This is a genomic window from Halobacterium sp. R2-5 (assembly GCF_011734195.1).
GTDB lineage: Archaea > Halobacteriota > Halobacteria > Halobacteriales > Halobacteriaceae > Halobacterium.
The window spans coordinates 814,051-833,833 of record NZ_JAANTH010000002.1 but is presented as its reverse complement, the minus strand read 5'-3'; the positions used below and the strand labels follow the sequence as shown (position 1 = coordinate 833,833).

The following is a 19,783-nucleotide window of genomic DNA, read 5'->3' as shown; positions in this document are numbered from 1 at the left end:
ACTACGCGTTCACAGGTGACGGGAAAGAACGTACCGAATGTCCGGATGGCCGCGGCGAGCGACAGTGTTTTTCGCGGTGCGCTCCACACGTCTCCCGTGAACGTACGGGGCGAGGTGACCGACGTCGACGAGGTGCGGTCCGTGAACACGCAGTACGGCGACCGCGACGTCCTCGACGTCCACGTCCGGCCGAACGCGGACAGCGACGCGGCCGCCGACGACCCCGGGGAGTCCGTGCGCGTGACGCTCTGGGGAAAGTGGACGGAGACCGCCGACTACCTCGACCCCGGGATGGAGCTACTCGTCACGGACGCCGAAGCGGACGAGTGGAACGGCGAGACTCAGTACTCCACGAGCAAGGAGTCCTCGGTCGTCGTGGAGCCGGACTTCCTCGTTGACGTGACGAACATCCGGTCGTTCGTGCAGTGTCCGCGGCTCTACTACCTGAACAAGCTCTCCGGGCTCCCCCTCAAATATCCGGTGACGAAGGGGACCATCGTCCACGAGGTGTTCGGCGACCTGCTCCGCGGCCGGGACCTCGACGACGCAGTCGCCGAGCGCGTCGACGAGGCCGGCCTCGAACTCGGCTTGCTCGGGAAGGACCGCGAGGAAGTCGAGGCGGACGTGCGCGCGAACGCCTCGGCCATCGAGGGCTGGCTCCGGCAGGGCCACTTCTCCAGCGACGGCGGCACGCCCGATGCTGCGGCCGACGAGGCGGCGGAGGGCTGGCGCGCGGGCGACGACTGGCGCTCGGAGTACACTCTCATCTCGGAGACGTTCGGCATCAAGGGCCGCTGCGACGCCATCCGGCGCGGGATGCCCGTCGAACTGAAGACGGGGAAGAACACGAACCGCGACCCGCGCTTCCACGACAAAGTGCAGGCGGCGTGCTACGCGCTAATGCTCGAAGACCGCGGCGTGAACGCCGACACCGGCACGCTCCTGTACACGAAGAACGCTGCCGTCGACCGCAGCGAGGCGTCCGGCGACCTCTCGCCCGCCAAGGAGTTCTCCATCGGGAAGGGCTTCCTCGACTTCGTCGTCCGCCAGCGCAACCACCTCGCCGCCATCGAACACCGGGGAGAGCCGCCGACGGGGTTCGAGGCTGACGCGAAGTGCGAGTACTGCTTCGAGCAGGACACCTGCATGGTGGTGTCCGGCCGCCTCGACCAGGAGTCGAAGGCCGGCCAGCTCGGCGAGCCGCTCCCCGAGGAGGAGCGCGCGTACTTCGACGAGATCTACGCCGCGGTCGAGCGCGAGCGCGCGGCGGTCCACGACGAGTACCGCAAGCTCTGGGAGCAGACCGCCGAGGAGCGCGCGGACGACGACCGCGCGGTCGTGGACCTCGAGCCCGCGGGCCGCGAGGAGCTGCCGGACGGCCGGTGGCGGCTGACCGCCGAGCGCCCCTCTGCGGCGGCCTCCAAGATTCGGCAGGGGGACCGCGTGCTCGCCTCCGACGGCGACCCCGTGACGGGGACCGCGGAGATGGCACGCGTGGAGACGCTCGCGCCCGACCACGTCGTCGTCACAACCGACGAGCCCGTGGAACTCCGGCGGCTCGACGTCTACCCCTCGGAGCTGAGCGTCGACCGGATGCTCACCGCGCTCCACGACGCCGTGCTGAAGGGCGAGCCGCGCCGCAAGGACGTGCTCTTCGACCGCGCGAGCCCCGAGTTCGCGGACGACGACCATACGGTCATCGAGAACAACGACGCGCAGAACGAGGCCGTCAGCAAGGCGCTGAACGCCGAGGACTTCGCGCTCGTGCACGGCCCGCCCGGCACCGGGAAGACGTACACCATCGCGACGCTGATCCGGGAGTTCGTCGACCGCGGCGACCGCGTGCTGCTGTCGGCGTTCACGAACCGCGCCGTCGACAACGCGCTCGAAGCGCTGCGGGAGCAGGGACACGAGGACATCGTGCGCGTCGGGACCTCGACGGGCGTCCGCGAGGACATGCAGGACCTCCGGCTGAACCAGTCCGGGGATCCCGCGGAGTGCGCGCGGGCGCTCCAGACCGCCGACGTCGTCGCCGCGACGACGGCGACCTGCGGCTCCCGCGTGATGCGCGAACAGGAGTTCGACGTGGTGCTCGTCGACGAGGCGAGCCAGCTCACGGAACCGGACTCGCTCGCCGCCATCAACCGCGGCGACACGTTCGTGCTCGTCGGCGACCACGAACAGCTCCCGCCGGTCGTGCGCTCCGGCGGCCGGCTCGCGACGTCGCTGTTCGAGCGCCTCCACGACACCCACCCGGAGGCGTCCGTGATGCTCGACCAGCAGTACCGGATGAGCCAGCGCATCCAGGCGTTCTCCTCGACGGAGTTCTACGGCGGCCAGCTCCGTCCCGCGGCGGGCGAGGTCGCGGGCCAGACGCTCGCGGACCTCGGCGTCGAAACCGGAGGTTCGGTCCAGAACGGCGTCCCCGCGAGCGACGCGAGCGGGGGCTCGTCGCGGGCGAACGTCGTCCGCGACGGCGTGACGTTCCACGACGTCCCGGGCACCGGCGACGCGCACGTCGACCCCGAAGAAGCAGAACGGGTCGGCGAAATCGTGCGCGAGTACGTCGACGCGGGCGTCGACCCCGCTGAAATCGGCGTCATCGCGCCGTTCCGCGCGCAGGTCGCGGAAGTCGGCCGGTGCGTCCCGGACGGCGTCGCCGTAGACACCGTCGACCGCTTCCAGGGCTCCTCGAAGGAGGTCGTCGTCGTGTCGTTCGTCGCGACCGGCGACCTCGACGGCCCCATCTTCGAAGACCACCGGCGCGTGAACGTCGCGCTCACCCGCGCCAAGAAGAGCCTCGTGCTCGTCGGCGACGAGGCGGCGCTGCGCTCGGAGCCGCTGTACGACCGGATGGTCGACTGGGCGACGCTCGGCTGATTCCTCAGGGCGTGACGACGAGCTTCCCGACCGTGTCCCGGTCCTGCATCGCGGCGAACGCGTCGCCGGTCTCCGCGAGCGGGTAGGTGTCCTCGACCTCGGGCGCGACGTCGCCGGCCGCCACGAGGTCGACGATCGTCTCCAGGTCGGTCTGCGTCCCCATCGTGGAGCCGACGATGCGCTTGTGCCCGAGGAAGAGGTCCGGAATATCGATTTCCGAGCGCCCGCCCGCGGTCCGGCCGCAGACGACCATCCGGCCGCCGCGCCGGAGCACGTCCTGCCCGAGCGCCGTGTACTCTCCGCCGAGGTGGTTGAGCACGGCGTCCGGCGTACCGACCGCGCCCACTTCCTCCCGGAGGTCGGCGGGGTCGGTCCCCCGAATCGCGTGGTCGAGCCCGAGCTCGGTCACGCGGTCGAGCTTCTCCCGCGAGGACGACGTACCGACCGTCTCGGCGCCGAAAACACTCGCGAGCTGGACGGCGGCGACGCCGACGCCGCCGGTCGCGCCCGGCACGAACACGAGGTCGCCGGGGCCGACCTCGGCGCGTCGGAGCATGTGGTAGGCGGTCATGTACGCCGTCGGAATGGCTGCCGCGGTCGTCGCGTCCACTGAGTCCGGGAGCGCGACGAGTCGGCTGGCGTCCACCCGCGCTCTCTCGGCGAGGCCGCCGTGGAACAGCGAGAACTCCTCGCAGAGATTCTCCGGGCCCTCCCGGCAGAACCGGCACGTCCCGCACGTCTCGTTCGGGCAGAGCACGACGCGGTCCCCGGGCTGGACGCCCGTCACGCCGTCCCCGACGTCGCGCACGGTGCCGGCGACGTCGAGGCCGCTGACGAACGGCAGGTCGTCGGCGGCGACCATCGCGGAGTCGCCCTCCAGAATCCAGAGGTCGTGGCGGTTGAGTGCGCACGCTTCCACGTCGACGACGGCCTCGCCGGCGCCCGGTTCGGGGTCCGGCCTGTCGACGAGGCCGACGCCGTCCGGTCCGACGAGGTCGGTGAATGCTGCGGCGCGCATCGCGTCGACGTTCGGCCGACGGCCGGAAAGTGGTACGGGTCGCACTTATCCCGGCGCGCGCCGAATCCCGCGACGATGCAGCATCTCGCAGTCGCGGCCGCGGTACTGGTGGCCCAGCCCGGGGCGGGCTTCGACGTCGACGTCACCTTCGGGCAGGGGCTCGCGGGCGGCGCCGTCCTGAAGCCGTACCTCGGCTGACGCGTCACCGGTGGCGGCCGACGAGCCGCTCCCAGCGGCTCGCCCGTCGGTCGGCGTCCGGCAGCCTGAACCGGACCGTCGTCCCGTCCGAGTCCGCCCCGAACTCGACGGTGCCGCCCGACTCGCGGGCCGTCCAGTAGACGAGCCACAGCCCCAGCCCGCTGGCGTGCGAGAGCGTGGTCTCCGCCGGCTGGTCGAGGATGCGGCGCTCGTAGTCCGGGATGCCGGCGCCCGTGTCCGCGACTTCGATGACGACGTCGTCGCCCGGCAGATCTCTCACGGACGCCGAGACGCGCACACCGGCGTCGGCCGACTGCTCGCGAGCGCGCCGCGACATGCCGGCTCTTTCGGGTGCCCCTTCGTTAATGCGTCGGCCCCGAAACCGCTGCGAGCGCCCGCGCGAGGAAACTCACCCGGCTGCCGGGCCGCCGGACGCCCGGCGCTAGTCGTCGACCTGCTCGCGGACGCGCTCGTGGAACGCCCGCAGCACCGCGTCCTCGTCGTCCGCGAGCACGACGTCGCTCGCCGACAGCGTCGCCAGCCCGAACGACAGCGGCGACGGCGACTGCAGGGTCGTCTCCGTCACCGCCACGTCCCCGGACTGGACCTCCGCGAGCACCTCGCGGACGCCCGCGAGGTCGAGTTTGTCCTCGACGAGCTCGCGGTAGGTCTCGTCGAGCACTGCGAAGTCCTCCAGGTCCTCGGCGAAGCCGAGCAGCATCTCGCTGGCGACCTGCTGCTTGCTCGCGGACTTCTCGCGGCCCTTGTACCGCTTCAGCACGAGCAGCGCGCGCGTCGCGTCGATGCGGAAGTACCGCTGCAGGAGGTCGGTGCCGTCGAGGGCGTCTCGGAGCGTCTCCCGGGCGTCGCCGGGGTCGGTCTTCCGGAGCAGCTCCGCGACGTCGACTTTCCTGTTCAGCGGCATCGCGAGCGTGAAGCCGTTGTCCGCGACGGAGACGGCGACGTTCGCGTTCGCCTCGTTCGCGCAGCGGTACGCCAGCAGCCGCGACAGCCCGTCGTTGAACCGGCGGCCGTACGGCGTGCGCACGTGGAAGCGGCGCCGGTACTCGTCGCGGTCTTTGACCTCCTCGATGGCGATTCGGTCGGTCGTGCTGACGCTGTCCGCGCCCGCGTACTGAATCTGGTCGTCGTACATTCGCGCGAGCGCTCTCACGGCGTTCGCATCCACGGGGAACTCCCGGAGCCAGCGCCGCACCGCGGCCGCGCCGCCCTCGTCGTACTTCGCGACCAGCTCGGACTGGAAGCGCGCGATTTCCCGGCCGAGGTCGTACGAGAGCGGGAGGCGCTCGGAGTACCACGACGGCACGGTCGCGCGCTCGCTCGTCCGGTCGACGTACACCTTCGACCCGCGCCGGTAGCGGTACGCGAACCGGTCGCCGCCGAGCACGAACACGTCTCCGGCCTCCAGGGTGTCGAGGTAGTCCTCGTCGAGCTGGCCGACCCACTCGTCGTCGCCGCGCACGTAGACGTTCACGGTGAACGAGTCCGGAATCGTCCCGAGGTTCTGGAGGAGAATCGGACGCGCGAGCCGCCCGCGCTTCCCGACGAGGCGCTCGCCCACCGCGAAGTCCGGGTAGTGGTGAGTGCCCGACGTCGGGTCGTCGGGGTCGCCGTCGTCGCCGCCCGGCGGGTCGTTCTCGTCGCGCCAGACCTTCGCGTAGACGTTCCGGTCTTCGAGGCCGTCGTAGTCCGCCGTGAGGTAGCGGAACAGCGACTCGAAGTCGTCGTCCGTGTACTCGCGGTAGGGGTACGCCGACCGCAGCGTCTCCCGGACCTCCGCTTCGGGGAGCGGCCCCTCGATGGCCATCCCGTAGACGTGCTGTGCGGCGACGTCGTGGGCGCGCTCGGGGATGTGCACGCGGTCGACGAACCCGCGCTCGGCCTGCCGCAGCATCACTGCACACTCCACGAGCTCGTCGCGGTCGAGCGCGATGACGCGGCCCGTCACGGTCCTGCCGGGCCGGTGGCCCGCGCGGCCGACGCGCTGGAGCAGGCTCGCGACGGACTTCGGCGACCCCACCTGCACCACGAGGTCGATGTGCGGCATGTCGATGCCGAGTTCGAGGCTCGTGGAGGTCGTCGTCACCGACAGCGACCCCGCTTTCAGCTGCTGTTCGACCTCCTGTCGGCGCTCCTTCGAGAGGCTGCCGTGGTGGCACGCTGACTCCTCGTCGCCGACGACGCCGCGCTCGCGGAGGTTCTCCAGCACGCGCTCGGCGCCAGAGCGCGTGTTCGTGAACACGAGCGTGCTGTCGTTCTCGTCGACGAGCTGGCCGAGTTCCTCGTAGAACGCGTCGTTGACGGCGCCCTTCGAGGCGTTCACGAGGTCCGGCGTCGGACACGACAGCTGGAGGTCGTAGTCCCGCGCGAACCGCGCGTCGACGATTTCACACGCGCGAGCTTCTCCCCCCGAAAATCCGACGAGGTAGCGCGCGATGTCCGACAGCGGCTCCACGGTCGCCGAACACCCGATTCGCGTGAACTCGCCCGCGAGTCGCTGGAGGCGCTCCAGACTCACCGAGAGGTGGGTGCCGCGCTTGGAGTCAGCGAGGCTGTGAATCTCGTCGACGACCACGTACTCGACGCTCCGGAGTTTCTCGCGGAACTTCGGGGAGTTCAGCAGAATCGCGAGCGTCTCCGGCGTCGTGTTCAGGATGTGCGGGGCCTCTTCGAGCATCTGCTGGCGCTCGTAGTCGGAGGTGTCGCCGTGGCGGATCGCCTGCCGGACGTCCGTCTCCACGCCGCGCTCGGCGAGCCGGTCGGCGATGCCGGAAAGCGGCTCCGCGAGGTTGCGCTCGATGTCGTTCGCGAGCGACTTCAGCGGCGACACGTACAGGCAGTACACCGCGTTGTCGAGACCTCCCGCCTGCTCGCGCTCGAACAGCTCGTTCAGAATCGCCGTGAAGGACGCCAGCGTCTTTCCCGACCCCGTCGGCGCCGCCACGAGCGCGTTTCTCCCCTCGTGGATGAGCGGAATCGCCTCGCGCTGGGGCGGCGTCAGACAGCCCCCATCTCGCTTGGGACTCCCGAACTTGTCGACCCACCACTCGCGGACCGCGGGGTCGAGCGCGCCCAGAATCTCCCGGTCGGACGCCCCCGGCTCTCCGTCGGCCGACCGCGTCGCCGTCTCCGACTCCGGTCCCATCTACGCCTCCGCTTGGAGCCCGCACGTCAAGTGTCTGACGCCGCTACGCACGTCAAGTGTCTGACGCCGCTACGCACGTCAGGCGGTCCCTGAGTTTCCGCGAGTAGCGTTGGCGACGTGACCTCGAAAGCCCCGGCTGGCTTCGGTCGCGCAGCGAGCGCACCGAGTCTACAGCCTCGGGGCTTTCGAGGCGTAGTCACGGGCGTTCGCGAGAGAGACGAGTCCACGAAACAACGAACACGGACCCCGAATCGTTAACCGCCTCGCAGTCGCGCGTTCGGGTATGCAACTGACGTTCCTCGGGACGGGGAGCGCGATGCCGACGGGCGACCGGATGCAGACCGGCCTGCTGCTCGAAAAGCCCGACAGCCGCTTGCTCGTGGACTGCGGGAGCGGCGTGGTGCACACGCTCGCGCGCACCGACGTCGGGTACGAGGGCGTGGACACCGTCCTGCTGACCCACCACCACCTCGACCACGTGAGCGACCTGCTGGCGGTGTTGAAGGCGCGGTGGCTCGCGGGGGAGGAGCACCTCACAGTGGTCGGTCCGACAGGGACGGAGGAGCTCGTGACCGACCTGCTGGAGGTCCACGACTACCTACAGGGCCGCGTGGACCTCACGCTCCGGGACGTGGAGGCGGGGAGCTTCGAGGTCGCGGGGTTCGACGTGGACGCCATCGAGACGCGGCACTCGATGCAGGGGCTGGCCTACCGATTCGACGACGAACTCGCGTTCAGTGCGGACACGGAGGCGTTCGCGGGGATGGGCGAGTTCGCGGACGGCTGCTCCGTGCTCGTCCACGACTGCTCGTTCCCGGACGAGGTGGACGTCTCGAATCACCCGACGCCGACACAGCTCGGCGAGTCACTCGCGGACGTGGACGTCGAGGAACTCTACCTGACGCACCTCTACCCGCACACGGACGGCGAGCACCGCGAGATGCAGGCGTCCATCGAGGAGCACTTCGACGGCCACGTCGCGTTCGCTCGGGACGGCCTCGTCGTCGAAGCCGAGTAGGGCGCTCGGCTCCCTCTCGTCGAGAGCCGTCAGGTGAGCCGGGAGACGGTCTCGCGGACGTCGTTGACTGTCTGGCGCTGCTGCTCGGTGGCGTCCGCGATGTCGTCGAGCGCGTCGGCGACCTCGCCCGTGCGGTCGTCGACCTCGTCGACCATCTCCGCGACCTCCTCGACGCTCGTCGCCTGCTCGTCGGTCGCCTTCGACACCTCTTGGACGCCGCTGGCCGCCTCCGAGACGGCTTCCGTGATCTCCCGGAGCGTCTCCATCGCTTCCTCGACGCGCTCGACGCCGTCCTCGATCTGGCGGTTCATCCCGTCGAGGCGCTCGACCGCGGCCTCCGTGTCCGTCTGCATGTGCTCGACGAGTTCCTCGACGCGCGTGGACTGCTCGCGGGACTCCTCGGCGAGCGCCTTCACTTCGTCGGCGACCACCGCGAACCCGTCGCCGGCCTCGCCCGCGCGTGCGGCCTCGATCGACGCGTTCAGCGCGAGCAGGTTCGTCTGCTCGGCGATGTCGTCGATGACCGCGGTGACCTCCTCGATGTCGCCCGCGCGCTCGCGGAGCTGGTCGACGTCCTCGGCGACGCCGTCCGTCGCCGCCTCGATGTCCGCCATCACGTCGAGGGCGTCGTCGGCCGCCTCCTCCCCGCGACCCGCCAGCTCCTCGGCGTTCTCGCTGGTCTCGCGGACGTCCGCGGCTGTCGCGGCGACCTCCTCGATGCTCGCGGAGACGCTCGACACCTCGCGGGCGACGCTCTCCGTGCGGTCGACCTGTTCGTCGGTGAACGCCTGCATCTCGTCGGCGCGCTCGGCGACGTCCCGGGCGCTCTCCGCGAGGTCCGCGAGCGGCTCCTCGACGTCGTCCGCGACCGCGTTCGCCAGCTCGCTGCGGCGCTCGACCTCCGACTGGAGGCGCTGGGCGTACGAGTCGATGTACGTGTCCATCGCCACCTGCTGGTCGAACGTCAACAGCTTCAGCATCGGGAGGAACCGCTCGACGAGTTCGCCGACGGCGTCGGCTGCCTCCTCGCCGCGGTCCTCGGTGACGTCGTCGACGAGGGCGTCCAGCAGGCCCTCGTAGTAGCGCGTGTACGCGCCGAGGTAGACCTCCGGGCCGAGGTCGAGGAGGTCGTGAATTTTCCCGATTCGGGCGCGCTGCTCGACGTAGTCGCGGTCGTACTCGCCGCTACCGAGGCCGACGAGGTACTGCGTCTGCGTCCGCTTGAGCCGGTCGACGGTCTTCGTCGACCGCCCGAAGATCTCGAGCGTGCGGTCGAACTCCTGGAGGTGGTCGTAGAAGTCGTCCACGAGGTCTTCGGCGACTTCCTCGAACAGCTCGGACTCGCCCGCCAGCGCCGCCTCGTCCGCGCCGTCGAGACCCGTGAACTCCTTGCGCCACGCGATCTCGTCGTCGTCCAGTCCGATGCGGTCTGCGAGCGCGTCCCCATCAACCCCGCCGCGAACGTCTTCGGTTACGCGAGGGGATTTATCAGTAGCCATCGAGGTGCCGTTTCGCACTCGGTTACTTATGCGTTGGCCGCGATTCCAAGATTTGAGAGTCGGCCTACTCCATCCGGTAGCGGAGCACGGCGGCGACGCCGCCGAGGTTCCGGAGCTGTTCGCCGGGCGCGAACTCGTGGCTGAACACGGTGACGTCGCCGCCCTGCTGTTCGACCTGCGTGACGAGGTCGTTGACGTCGACGTCCCAGTCGCCCTCGCCCGCGCGCTCCTTGCGCAGGCGCTCGTCGAGAATCAGCAGCGTCTCCACGGCACCGAAGTCCACGGCCTTCTGGACTTCCTCGACGCCGTACGCGGCCTTCCCGTCGGTCGCTATCTGGTCGGTGAGCTCGTCGATGAGCTCGGACTCCTCGGCGATGCGCGTCTCCTCCTGTACGTCCTCGACGGCGCCGCGCTTGAGGACTTCGTGGACGCCGCGACCGCCCACTGCGCTGGTGTCCACGGTCGTGATTTTCTCGGCGAGGCTCCGGTACTCCTCCTCGATGTAGTCGAGGGCGTCCTGCTTCGTGAACCCGGGACCCGCGAGGATGATCGCGTCCGCGTCGAGGTGCGAGAGCGCGCTCGCGACGTCCTCGAACAGCTCCTCGCGAGAGCGCGCGTACTCGCCTTTCCCCGTGGTGCCCGTGAACGACCCGTACTCGTCGACGCCGTACTGCTGGACGACGTGGATGTACGCTTCGCCCTCCTCGACGGTCGCGATGGCGACGTCCGGCTGGTCGGTCGCCTCCACGGCCTCGTTCAGCCGCTCTAACTGGTCGGGTTTCCAGTGCTTCTCGACCTCGATCTCCTCGCGCTCCTCGACGTTCAGCGTGTGGTGGAGCCCGAGCTGGTCCTCCCGCGAGCAGTCCGTGATGGTGCCAGCCACCCGCAGGCGGTTCGAGAACTTGTGGAACTCCACGTCCTCCACGTCGATGGTGACGTGCATGTGCTCGCGCTCCCCGCCCGTGTCCCGCATCTGGTCGTCGTTGCGCTGGATGCGGCGGTGCGTGTCCCCCGCCACGAGGTCCCCCGGCTCCAGGACGTACGCGAGGTGCCAGAGGTCGTCGAGGCTCTCCGGCACGAGCGTGATGCGCTCGCCGCCGCCCTCGACCTGCCGGCGCTCCTTCAGTTGCATACCCGAGTGGAGTGTGGCGACCGTCAAGTGTCCTGCTACTCTGGTGTACGGGATTCGGTTCTGGAGGAGTGGCTTCTGCCGATAGCACCGAGAACACCCAGAAATCCCCTGCTCGCTCGACTCCCGGGCCTCGCTACGCGCCTCGCTCACTACGATCGCTGCGGTGCTTGTTCCGGGAGAGCAAGCTCTCCCGACGTTCGCCTCACTGCGTTCGGCTCACCGTCGCCTGCCTTCGTCTACAGCCTCGTCCGTTTCAATCCTGCCCGTAGTCGGTTGGTCAGCCGGTATCTGGGCGGATTGAAAGGGGCGGCTGGCTTCGGGAAGCACGGCGATGTAAGCACTGGAGTGACCGAACGAAGTGAGGGAGCGAAGCGCGCAGCGAGCCGCGCGACCGAAGCCAGCCGGGGCTTTCGAGGGGTTCTCAGATGTCGCTGTGTCGCGAGAAGAAGCGCCAACTGCTCCGGCCTCAGTTCGTCCTGCTGGCGGGAGGCTTAACCACGCGCGCGCCGAACCTCCGAGTATGTCTATCACGTTGCTCGGGTCGCGGCTGGCGGAGCCGGGCACCGAGTTCGTCTACCGCGGCGAGGCGTCCGCCTGCGAGGGGTGTCCGTACCGGAAGCAGTGCCTGACGCTGGAGGAAGGGGTCCGCTACGAGGTCACCGAAGTCCGGGAGGGCGGGCAGGTCCTGGACTGCGCGGTCCACGACGAGGGCGTGCTGGCTGTGGACGTGGAGCCGACGTCAGTGACGGCGAACGTGCCGTCGAAGGGCGCGTACGCGGGGAGCAAGGGGAAACTCGCGGGGCCGTGTCCGCACACGGAGTGCCCGAGCCACGAGTACTGCGAACCCGCTGGTGCGGAGTTCGACGAGGAGTACCAGATTCAGGAGATTCTCGGCGATCCGCCCCACGACTACTGCGCGCTCGACAGGGAGCTGACGCTCGTGGAGTTCGCGTCGTCGGAGGACTGACCGGCCGTGCCGCGGTGCTGGCCGCGGTAGCCGAACTGGCCGGCGTAGCCGTACGGGGAGAGCAGCACGGGCCAGAACGGGTCGTCCGCGACGAGTTTCTCGCCGTCGGCGGCGGCGAACGTCTCGCCGCGCTCGACGCGCTCGAAGTTCTCGACGAACACCTCGTACTCGTCGGCGGGCGGCTTCGGAATCGCTTCGCCCATCTCGAAGACGGGGATCTCGCGCTCGACGGCGCTGCCGGGGAGCACGTCGACCGCGGTGAGGAACGCGCGGGCGAGCCGGAACGCGTTCTCCGCGGCGGTCTCGGTGCCCTGGAGGCCGGCCTCGACTTCGACGATGTCCGCGTCCGAGACGAACAGCCGCCCCTCGCCGAACCCGTGGGTGTCGACGGTGGCGACCACGGGGAGGCGGGTGACGACGTCCGGGACGGGGCCGTCGAAGCCGGCGGTGATGGCGAACGGGTCGGCGTGGGACTGCGTGGAGTGAATCGACAGCACCGTGCAGCCGCGGATCTCGTCGGCGAGGCGGCGCGCGAGCTCCACCTCGTGGGCGTCCTCGGGGACGTCCTCGCCGAACGAGCGGTTGAGGTCGGCGTCGAGGTAGCGCACGCCCGCTTCGAGCGCGCGCTCGTTCGCGACGACGAGTTTCACGGGTTCGAGGACGTCGAGGTCGGCGTCGAGCAGCCGCTCGATGGCGCGGGCGCCGCAGGGCTCGTCGCCGTGGACGCTCCCGACGATTGCGACTTCGGGCTCGCCGTCACCTAGCTGTTCGACTCGCATCGTCACGTCGTAGCGCACGCGGATGCATAGGGGTTGTCGTTCCGGCGGGCCGACGCAGCCGACGAGGTTACGACTCGGGAGCCCGAACTGGGGAGTGATGGACGACCATACCCGAGACCCGAGCGTGGCGCCGCCGCTCGGCGACCCGACGGGCTGGCATTCGGAGCGCCGGGTGTGGGAGCACGCGACGCTGCGGCGCGCGACCGAACACGGCGTCCGCCTCTACAACAGCGGCGAGTTTCACGAGTCCCACGACTGCTTCGAGGACGAGTGGTACAACTACGGCAGCGGTAAGACGGAGTCGGCGTTCCTCCACGGGATGGTGCAGGTGGCGGCGGGCGCGTACAAGCACTACGACTTCGAGAACAGCGAGGCGCGAGACGCCTCGGGCAGCCGGACGGAGTCCGGCGGCGACGACGGCATGCGGAGCCTCTTCCGGACGGCGCTCCAGTACCTCGACGGCATTCCGGGCGACTACTACGGCGTAGACGTCGACGACGTCCGCGCGACGCTGCGAGCCGCGCTTGAGGACCCGTCCGCGCTCGACGGCTGGCGCATCACCATCGACGGCGCCGCGCCGACCGCCTACCCCGCGGACTACGAGTACGCCGAACGGCTCGACTGACAGCCTGCGGCAGATACCTTCGAATCCTGGTGGCCTCGGAGAGACCTTCGCCGTCCTCCGGGAGCAGCGCGGCGGTGAGGTGGTCGACGGCGTTCGTGACGGGCGCGTCGCCGTCGGTGGCGAAGATGATGTGGAGTTCGAACGGCAGGTCACCCGAACCACTATCGGACGCGCGGTCCGTGGTTGTGGCAATGCACGTCACCGACTACGAGCTGTTCCACGCGGCGCCGCGGTGGCTGTTCTTGAAGGTCACGACCAGCGACGGCACCGTCGGCTGGGGGGAGCCGGTCGTCGAGGGGCGCGCGCGGACGGTCGAGACCGCCGTCGAGGAGCTGTTCGAGAACTACCTCCTGGGGGAGGACCCGACGCGAATCGAGGACCACTGGCAGGCGATGTACCGCGGCGGGTTCTACCGCGGCGGTCCAATCCTGCTGTCCGCCATCGCGGGCGTCGACCAGGCGCTCTGGGACATCAAGGGGAAGACGCTCGGTGCGCCCGTCTACGAGCTGCTGGGCGGCCCGGCGCGGGACCGGATTCGAGTCTACCAGTGGATCGGCGGCGACCGGCCCGCGGACGTCGGCGAGGCCGCCGCGGAGAAAGTCGAGGCGGGCTTTACGGCGCTGAAGATGAACGCCACGCCGGAGTTGCGCCGCGTGGACAACCCGAAGGCCGTCGCGGCGGCCGTCGACCGCATCGCGGCGGTCCGCGAGGCAGTCGGCGACGAGGTGGACGTCGGCGTGGACTTCCACGGGCGCGTCTCGAAGCCGATGGCGAAGCGTCTCGTGGCGGCCCTCGAACCGTACGACCCGTTCTTCGTGGAGGAGCCCGTGCTCCCCGAGCACAACGACGTGCTCCCCGAAATCGCAGCGAAGACGACGACGCCCATCGCGACCGGGGAGCGCATGTACTCGCGGTGGGACTACAAGGAGGTCTTCGAGCAGGGGAGCGTGGACGTCGTTCAGCCCGACGTCTCGCACGCCGGCGGCATCACCGAAGTGAACAAGATCGCGTCGATGGCGGAGGCCTACGACGTGGCGCTGGCGCCGCACTGCCCGCTCGGGCCGGTGGCGCTGGCGGCCTGCGTGCAGGTGGACGCGGCGGCGCCGAACGCGCTGATTCAGGAGCAGAGCCTCGACATCCACTACAACGAGGGCGGCGACGTGCTGGACTACCTCGCGGACCCCTCGGTCTTCGAGTACGACGACGGCTACGTCGAACTCCCGGACAGGCCGGGACTCGGCGTCGACGTCGACGAGGACGCGATTCGCGCCGCCGAGGAGCCGGACTGGCACAACCCCGTGTGGCGCCACGAGGACGGAGGGGTCGCGGAGTGGTAGTCGAGCGCTTCGACGGGGAGGCGGCGCTCGTCACGGGGTCGACGCGGGGCATCGGCGCGGGCGTGGCGCGGCGGCTCGCCGCAGAGGGAGCGGACGTCGTCGTCACCGGCCGCACCGCCGCGGACGGCGAGGCGGTCGCGGAGCGCATCGAGGACGAGGCGGCGGGCTCGGCGGTGTTCGTGCGGGCGGACGTGCGCGAGCCCGACGACGTAGCGGCGCTCGTGGAGGCGGCCGTCGAGCGCTTCGGGGGGCTGGACGTGCTCGTGAACAACGCGGGCGTGCAGACTGAGACGGCCGCCGACGAGGCGACGACCGAAGAGTGGGAGTTCGTCGTCGAGACGGACTTCCGGGCGTACTGGCTGGCCGCCAAGCACGCGGTAGCGGCGATGGACGGCGGGGCAATCGTGAACGTGTCCTCGAATCACGCGCGCCTCACGATGCCCGAACAGTTCCCGTACAACGCGGTGAAGGCGGGCATCGACGGGATGACGCGCGCGATGGCGCTGGACTTCGGGCCGTCGGTGCGCGTGAACACGGTGAACCCGGGGTGGGTCGCCGTCGAGCGGACGACGGCGGAGATGGACGACGAGTACCGAGAGCACCTCGCGTCCATCCACCCCGTGGGCCGCATCGGCGACCCGGAGGACGTCGCGGCGGCGGTGGCGTTCCTCGCGAGCGACGAGGCGGCGTTCGTGACGGGCGCGTCCCTGCTCGTGGACGGTGGACGGACGGCCGTGATGCAGGACGACGCGCTCCCGGACTACCGCGAGCGCCGCGAGTAGTCCGCTCCTTTCGACGTGTTTATGTAAGCAGTAGCTGTCAGTACCACCCGAGAACCACACTGTCAGTATGATCCTACCAACAACGACGCAGGGGTGGCTGGCGTGAGCCGCATCGGCGACGTCGCCGCCCTCGTCACCGAGCACAGCAAGGCCGCCATCGCCGTCATGCTGGTGTTGACCGTGCTGGTCGGCGCCGGCGCGCCGATGGTCGAGCAGTCCTCGTCGCTCGACCAGTTCCAGTCCGAGAGCGACGAGTCCCAGAAGCTCGACTACATCGAACAGAACTTCACCGCCGGCGACGAGAACACGACGACCGTCCAGGTGGTCGTGCGCGGCGACAACGTCCTCACGAAGGACGCGCTCGTCGACACGCTGGAGTACCAGCGAGCCCTCTACGAGAACGAGACGATCGAGGGGACGCTGTCCGGCGACAGCGCTACGACGGGCATCGCGAACGTCGTCGCCACCGCTTCCCTCCAGCAGGAGGAGGGCGCGGACCTCCAGGCGGCCGTCGAGGAGTTCGAGCAGCTCAACCGGACCGTCCAATCCGAGCGCGCGGCCGTCGAGCAGCGCTCGGCGGAGCTGAACGCGACCAGCGAGGCGCTCCGCGGCGAGCTCACGTACCTCCGCGAGAACCCGTCCGCGAGCGTCGGCGAGGCCTTCGACCGGGTGCGCGCGAACTCCTCCGTGGAACTGAACGACAGCCACTACGCGACGTTCGAGCGGGCCGCCAGCGACCTCCGGAACGCGCAGAGCGAGTCCGAGGTCGAGGCCGCCTACCGGCTCGGCACACGGGGCGTCCTCGAAGCCGAGTACAGCGCACTCCAACAGCGCTCCAGCGAGCTCGAAGCACAGGCCGACCGGCTGCAGGAACTCGGCGAGGACGTCGAGACCCAGCAGGCCGAGTTCGAGAACGCCAGTGACGCCGGCCTCGACGAGCAGCTCGCCGAACTGGAGTCGCTGAACGACTCCGAGGTCGAGGAGCTCGTCGGCACCGTCCTCGACGACGGGAACGGCGGCAACGGCGTCTACGGGTTCATGCCGACGAGCTACGAGCCCGGGTCGACGTCCGCCGAGGCGACGATGCTCGTCGTCACCCAGGACACCGACAGCGAGGTGCCCGCGGGCGGGCAGGTCACCAGCGACGAGATCATCGACGCCCAGCTCGCGATGCAGGACATCGGCGAGGACCGCTCCCAGGACTACCTCGTGTTCGGGAGCGGCATCATCAGCCACGAGATCGACTCCTCGATGGCCGACAGCCTCATCATCGTCGGGCCGATGGCCATCCTGTTCGTGCTCGTGGCGCTCGCGGTCGCGTACCGCGACGCGCTCGACATCCTGCTCGGGCTGTTCGGCATCGGCGCCGTCCTGACGTGGACGTTCGGGTTCATGGGCTGGGCGGACATCTCGTTCAACCAGATCATGATCGCGGTGCCCGTGCTCCTCATCGGGCTCTCCATCGACTACGCGATCCACATCTTCATGCGGCACCGCGAGGAGCGCCTCGCGGCCGTCGACGACCCCGACACGCCCGCCGGCCCCCGCGGCTCGATGCGGGTCGCGCTCGCGGGCGTCGGCGTCGCGCTCGTCTGGGTGACCGCCACCACCGTCATCGGGTTCCTCTCGAACCTCACGAGCCCGGTGCCCCCGATCGGGGACTTCGGCGTCGTCTCCAGCGTCGGCATCGTCGCCGCGCTGCTCGTGTTCGGCGTGCTGATTCCCGCGCTGAAGGTCGAAATCGACGGGTTCCTCGAGTCCCGCGGCTGGGACCGCAAGAAGCGCGCGTTCGGTACCGGCGGCGGCCGCTTCAGTCAGGTGCTGTCCGTCGGCTCGAAGGCCGCCCGGAAGGCGCCCGCCATCGTGCTCGTCGTCACGCTGCTCGTGACCGCCGCGGGCGCGTACGGCGCGACGAACGTCGACACGTCCTTCGAGCAGCAGGACTTCCTCGCGGAGGACCCCGCGGAGTGGCAGAAGGACCTCCCGGAGCCGTTCGCGCCGGGCGAGTACACCGCGAAGGCGAACCTGGAGTACGTCAACGAGCGGTTCTCCCCGGAGAGTTCCCAGGCGCAGATTCTAATCGAGGGTGATGTCGCCAGCGACGACGCCCTCGAACAGGTGCAAGAGGCCAGAGACGCGGCCGCCGAGGAGAACGTCACGTACGTCCTCTCCAACGGCGACCCAGACGTCCAGGGCCCGCTGTCCACGATGGAGCAGGTCGCCGCGGAGAACGAGTCGTTCAACGAGACGTTCCAGACGGCGGACACTGACGGCGACGGCGTCCCCGACCAGAACGTCGAGGCGGTCTACGACGCGCTCTACGAGACCGCGCCCGACCAGGCCGGCGAGTACGTCTACCAGGACGAGGACGGCGACTACGAGGCCGTCCGGCTCGTCGTCGCGGTGCAGGGCGACGCCTCCGGCGACGACATCACCGAGGAGATGCGCTCGGTCGCGGACGTCGCCGACGGCGGCGGCCTCGAAGCCACCGCGACCGGCAGCGCCATCCTGAACAAGATCGTCCAGGACCAGCTCCTGGAGACGGTCATCCAGAGCCTGCTCGTCACGCTCGTCGCGGTGTTCGCGTTCCTGATGGCGACCTACCGGCTCACGGACGGGAGCGCGACCCTCGGCGCGGTCACGCTGCTGCCCGTGGTGTTGAGCGTCGCCTGGATCCTGGGGACGATGTTCCTCATGGACATCCCGTTCAACGTGCTCACGGGGATGATCACGAGCCTCACTGTCGGGCTCGGGGTGGCGTACAGCATCCACCTCAGCGAGCGCTACATGCAGGAACTGGAGCGCACCGACACGGTCTGGGAGGCGATGCGGACCGCGGTCACCGGGACCGGCGGCGCGCTCCTCGGGAGCGCGGCGACCACCGTCGGCGGGTTCGGCGTGCTCGTGTTCGCCATCCTGCCGCCGCTCCAGCAGTTCGGCGTCATCACGGGGCTCACCATCGTCTACGCGTTCCTCGCGGCGGTGCTGGTGTTGCCGACGCTGCTCGTCATCTGGACGAAGTACCTCGGCCCCGACTGGGCGGACTTCGGCGACGAGCCGACGGGCGACGCGGCCGCATCCACCGCGGGCGACGCGGCGGTCGCCAACGGCGCGGGCGAGACGGTCACGCGCTCGCTCGACCGCGACCTCGTCCAGCCCGGCGGCGAACTCACCGCGGCCGTCGACGTCCCCCCGAAGACGGGCCGGGTCGTGGTCTCGGAGACGGTCCGCGGCGGCACCGTCACGGGCCTCGACGCCGACCCCGAGCCCGTGCAGGCGGTCGCCGACGACGACACCGTCTACGTCGCGTGGCGCCTCGACGGCGAGCCGGCCACGGCGACCTACGACCTCCGTGTCTCGGAGACCGCGCCGGACGGCTCCGAGGTCGCGATCAGCGGGCGCGTGCTCGCTGCCGGCGAGGAACACGAGCTGGAAGGCGACGACGGCGCGGCCGTGGTCGCGGACATCTTCGAGCGCGTGTTCGCGCAGGCCGAAGTCACAGATAGCGACCTCGCGGAGGCGAGCGCGGCGTTCGAGGACGGCGAACTGACCGCCGACCAGTACGACCGCGTCGTCCGCGAGTGGGCGCGCGACCGCCGGGAGGCGCGATGAACGACGCCGACGCCGTGAGCGCGCTCAAGCGCCTCGGGCTCACCACCTACGAGGCCCGGGTGTTCGTCGCGCTCCAGAAGCTCGGCGCGGGCACCGCCAGCGAGGTCGCGGACATCGCGGACGTCCCGCGCTCGCAGGTGTACGGCGCCGCCGAGGACCTCGAAGGCCGCGGGCTCGTCGACGTCGAGCAGTCGAACCCGACTCGGTACCGGCCGGTCGGCGTCGAGGAGGCCCGCGAGCGGCTCTACCGGCAGCTCCGCTCGGAGAGCGACGCGGCCTTCGACTACCTCGAGTCCGTCCGCGAGGAGTACGGGGCGACCGAGGAGAGCGAGGCCATCTGGACGGTCCGCGGGCAGTCGAACGTGGTCTCGCGGGCGGCCCAGCTCGTCGGCTCTGCGGAGGACCACGTCGTCTACGGCACCGACGAGATCGGGCAGATGGAGCCCGCGCTCCGGGACGCGCTCGCGTCCGCGGCGGAGGCGGGCGTCGACGTCACGGTCGTCAGCGAGAACGAGGACGTCACCGCGGTCGCCCGCGACCTCGGCGCGCGCGCCGTCTCGGTCGCCCACCAGCCGACGCCGGACATGGGCGCCGAGCGCGTCGTGATGGTCGACGACGTCGCGGTGCTGATCAGCGTCGCGGGCGACGACGGCACCGAGACCGCGTTCTGGAGCCGCGAGACCGGCTTCGCGGGGATGCTGTCGTCGCTGCTCGAGGAGTTCGTCGCGGACGTCGCCGGCGAGCAGTAGGGGTTTTCCGGCTCGCCGCCC

General features: G+C 70.1%; 15 protein-coding genes. 9 read left to right on the top strand and 6 right to left on the bottom strand.

Features of this window, described 5'->3' with window-relative positions; all coding sequences use genetic code 11:
* Positions 1 to 96: 96 nt before the first annotated feature.
* Entirely contained in the window at positions 97 to 2,880 is a 2,784-nt protein-coding gene (locus tag G9C83_RS13040; protein ID WP_167246584.1) for an ATP-dependent helicase, read from the top strand.
* A 4-nt stretch (positions 2,881 to 2,884) separates the two neighbouring features.
* Here G9C83_RS13040 and G9C83_RS13035 read toward each other — a convergent pair whose 3' ends face one another.
* The gene (locus tag G9C83_RS13035; protein ID WP_167246582.1) at positions 2,885 to 3,898 is read right to left on the bottom strand and encodes a zinc-binding dehydrogenase; all 1,014 of its coding nucleotides are present in this window, start codon (positions 3,896 to 3,898) and stop codon (positions 2,885 to 2,887) included.
* A gap of 75 nt (positions 3,899 to 3,973) precedes the next feature.
* Here G9C83_RS13035 and G9C83_RS16195 point away from each other — a divergent pair, with 75 nt between their 5' ends.
* Positions 3,974 to 4,096, top strand: coding sequence for a hypothetical protein (locus G9C83_RS16195; protein ID WP_279587190.1), 123 nt, complete (start codon positions 3,974 to 3,976; stop codon positions 4,094 to 4,096).
* A 4-nt stretch (positions 4,097 to 4,100) separates the two neighbouring features.
* Here G9C83_RS16195 and G9C83_RS13030 read toward each other — a convergent pair whose 3' ends face one another.
* Entirely contained in the window at positions 4,101 to 4,433 is a 333-nt protein-coding gene (locus G9C83_RS13030) for an ATP-binding protein (RefSeq protein ID WP_167246580.1), read from the bottom strand.
* Between the two features lie 105 nt (positions 4,434 to 4,538).
* The gene (locus G9C83_RS13025) at positions 4,539 to 7,262 is read right to left on the bottom strand and encodes an ATP-dependent helicase (RefSeq protein ID WP_167246578.1); all 2,724 of its coding nucleotides are present in this window, start codon (positions 7,260 to 7,262) and stop codon (positions 4,539 to 4,541) included.
* A 283-nt stretch (positions 7,263 to 7,545) separates the two neighbouring features.
* Between G9C83_RS13025 and G9C83_RS13020 the strand changes: the two genes are divergently transcribed.
* Positions 7,546 to 8,280, top strand: a complete 735-nt coding sequence (locus G9C83_RS13020) for an MBL fold metallo-hydrolase (RefSeq protein ID WP_167246576.1) — start codon at positions 7,546 to 7,548, stop codon at positions 8,278 to 8,280.
* A gap of 29 nt (positions 8,281 to 8,309) precedes the next feature.
* Here the strand turns inward: G9C83_RS13020 and G9C83_RS13015 are convergent, their stop codons facing one another.
* Both G9C83_RS13015 and G9C83_RS13010 read right to left on the bottom strand, forming a co-directional pair.
* Positions 8,310 to 9,779 carry a globin-coupled sensor protein gene (locus tag G9C83_RS13015; RefSeq protein WP_167246574.1) on the bottom strand — a complete coding sequence of 490 codons (1,470 nt, stop codon included), beginning with the start codon at positions 9,777 to 9,779 and terminating at the stop codon, positions 8,310 to 8,312.
* Between the two features lie 64 nt (positions 9,780 to 9,843).
* Positions 9,844 to 10,911, bottom strand: a complete 1,068-nt coding sequence (locus G9C83_RS13010; protein ID WP_167246572.1) for an mRNA surveillance protein pelota — start codon at positions 10,909 to 10,911, stop codon at positions 9,844 to 9,846.
* A gap of 520 nt (positions 10,912 to 11,431) precedes the next feature.
* Between G9C83_RS13010 and G9C83_RS13005 the strand changes: the two genes are divergently transcribed.
* Positions 11,432 to 11,878: a UPF0179 family protein gene (locus tag G9C83_RS13005; RefSeq protein ID WP_167246570.1), complete on the top strand. Its 447-nt coding sequence runs from the start codon at positions 11,432 to 11,434 to the stop codon at positions 11,876 to 11,878.
* On the opposite strand, the gene G9C83_RS13000 is transcribed toward G9C83_RS13005, so the two are convergent.
* Complete coding sequence (locus G9C83_RS13000; RefSeq protein WP_167246568.1) at positions 11,821 to 12,657, bottom strand: succinylglutamate desuccinylase/aspartoacylase family protein; 837 nt, start codon at positions 12,655 to 12,657, stop codon at positions 11,821 to 11,823. The genes G9C83_RS13005 and G9C83_RS13000 overlap by 58 nt on opposite strands.
* Positions 12,658 to 12,754: 97 nt before the next feature.
* On the opposite strand from G9C83_RS13000, the gene G9C83_RS12995 reads away from it, so the two are divergent.
* The 5 genes from G9C83_RS12995 (at position 12,755) to G9C83_RS12975 (ending at position 19,762) form a co-directional block, all read left to right on the top strand.
* On the top strand, positions 12,755 to 13,282 hold the full coding sequence (locus G9C83_RS12995) for a DUF309 domain-containing protein (protein WP_167246566.1): 528 nt from the start codon (positions 12,755 to 12,757) through the stop codon (positions 13,280 to 13,282).
* Positions 13,283 to 13,473: 191 nt separating this feature from the next.
* Positions 13,474 to 14,619, top strand: coding sequence for a galactonate dehydratase (gene dgoD, locus G9C83_RS12990; protein ID WP_167246564.1), 1,146 nt, complete (start codon positions 13,474 to 13,476; stop codon positions 14,617 to 14,619).
* The gene (locus G9C83_RS12985; protein ID WP_347877802.1) at positions 14,613 to 15,401 is read left to right on the top strand and encodes an SDR family oxidoreductase; all 789 of its coding nucleotides are present in this window, start codon (positions 14,613 to 14,615) and stop codon (positions 15,399 to 15,401) included. Before dgoD ends, G9C83_RS12985 begins: the two co-directional genes overlap by 7 nt.
* Positions 15,402 to 15,503: 102 nt before the next feature.
* On the top strand, positions 15,504 to 19,013 hold the full coding sequence (locus G9C83_RS12980; protein ID WP_167246560.1) for an MMPL family transporter: 3,510 nt from the start codon (positions 15,504 to 15,506) through the stop codon (positions 19,011 to 19,013).
* Positions 19,010 to 19,762, top strand: coding sequence for a TrmB family transcriptional regulator (locus G9C83_RS12975; RefSeq protein ID WP_167246558.1), 753 nt, complete (start codon positions 19,010 to 19,012; stop codon positions 19,760 to 19,762). Before G9C83_RS12980 ends, G9C83_RS12975 begins: the two co-directional genes overlap by 4 nt.
* The last annotated feature ends 21 nt before the right edge of the window (positions 19,763 to 19,783 follow it).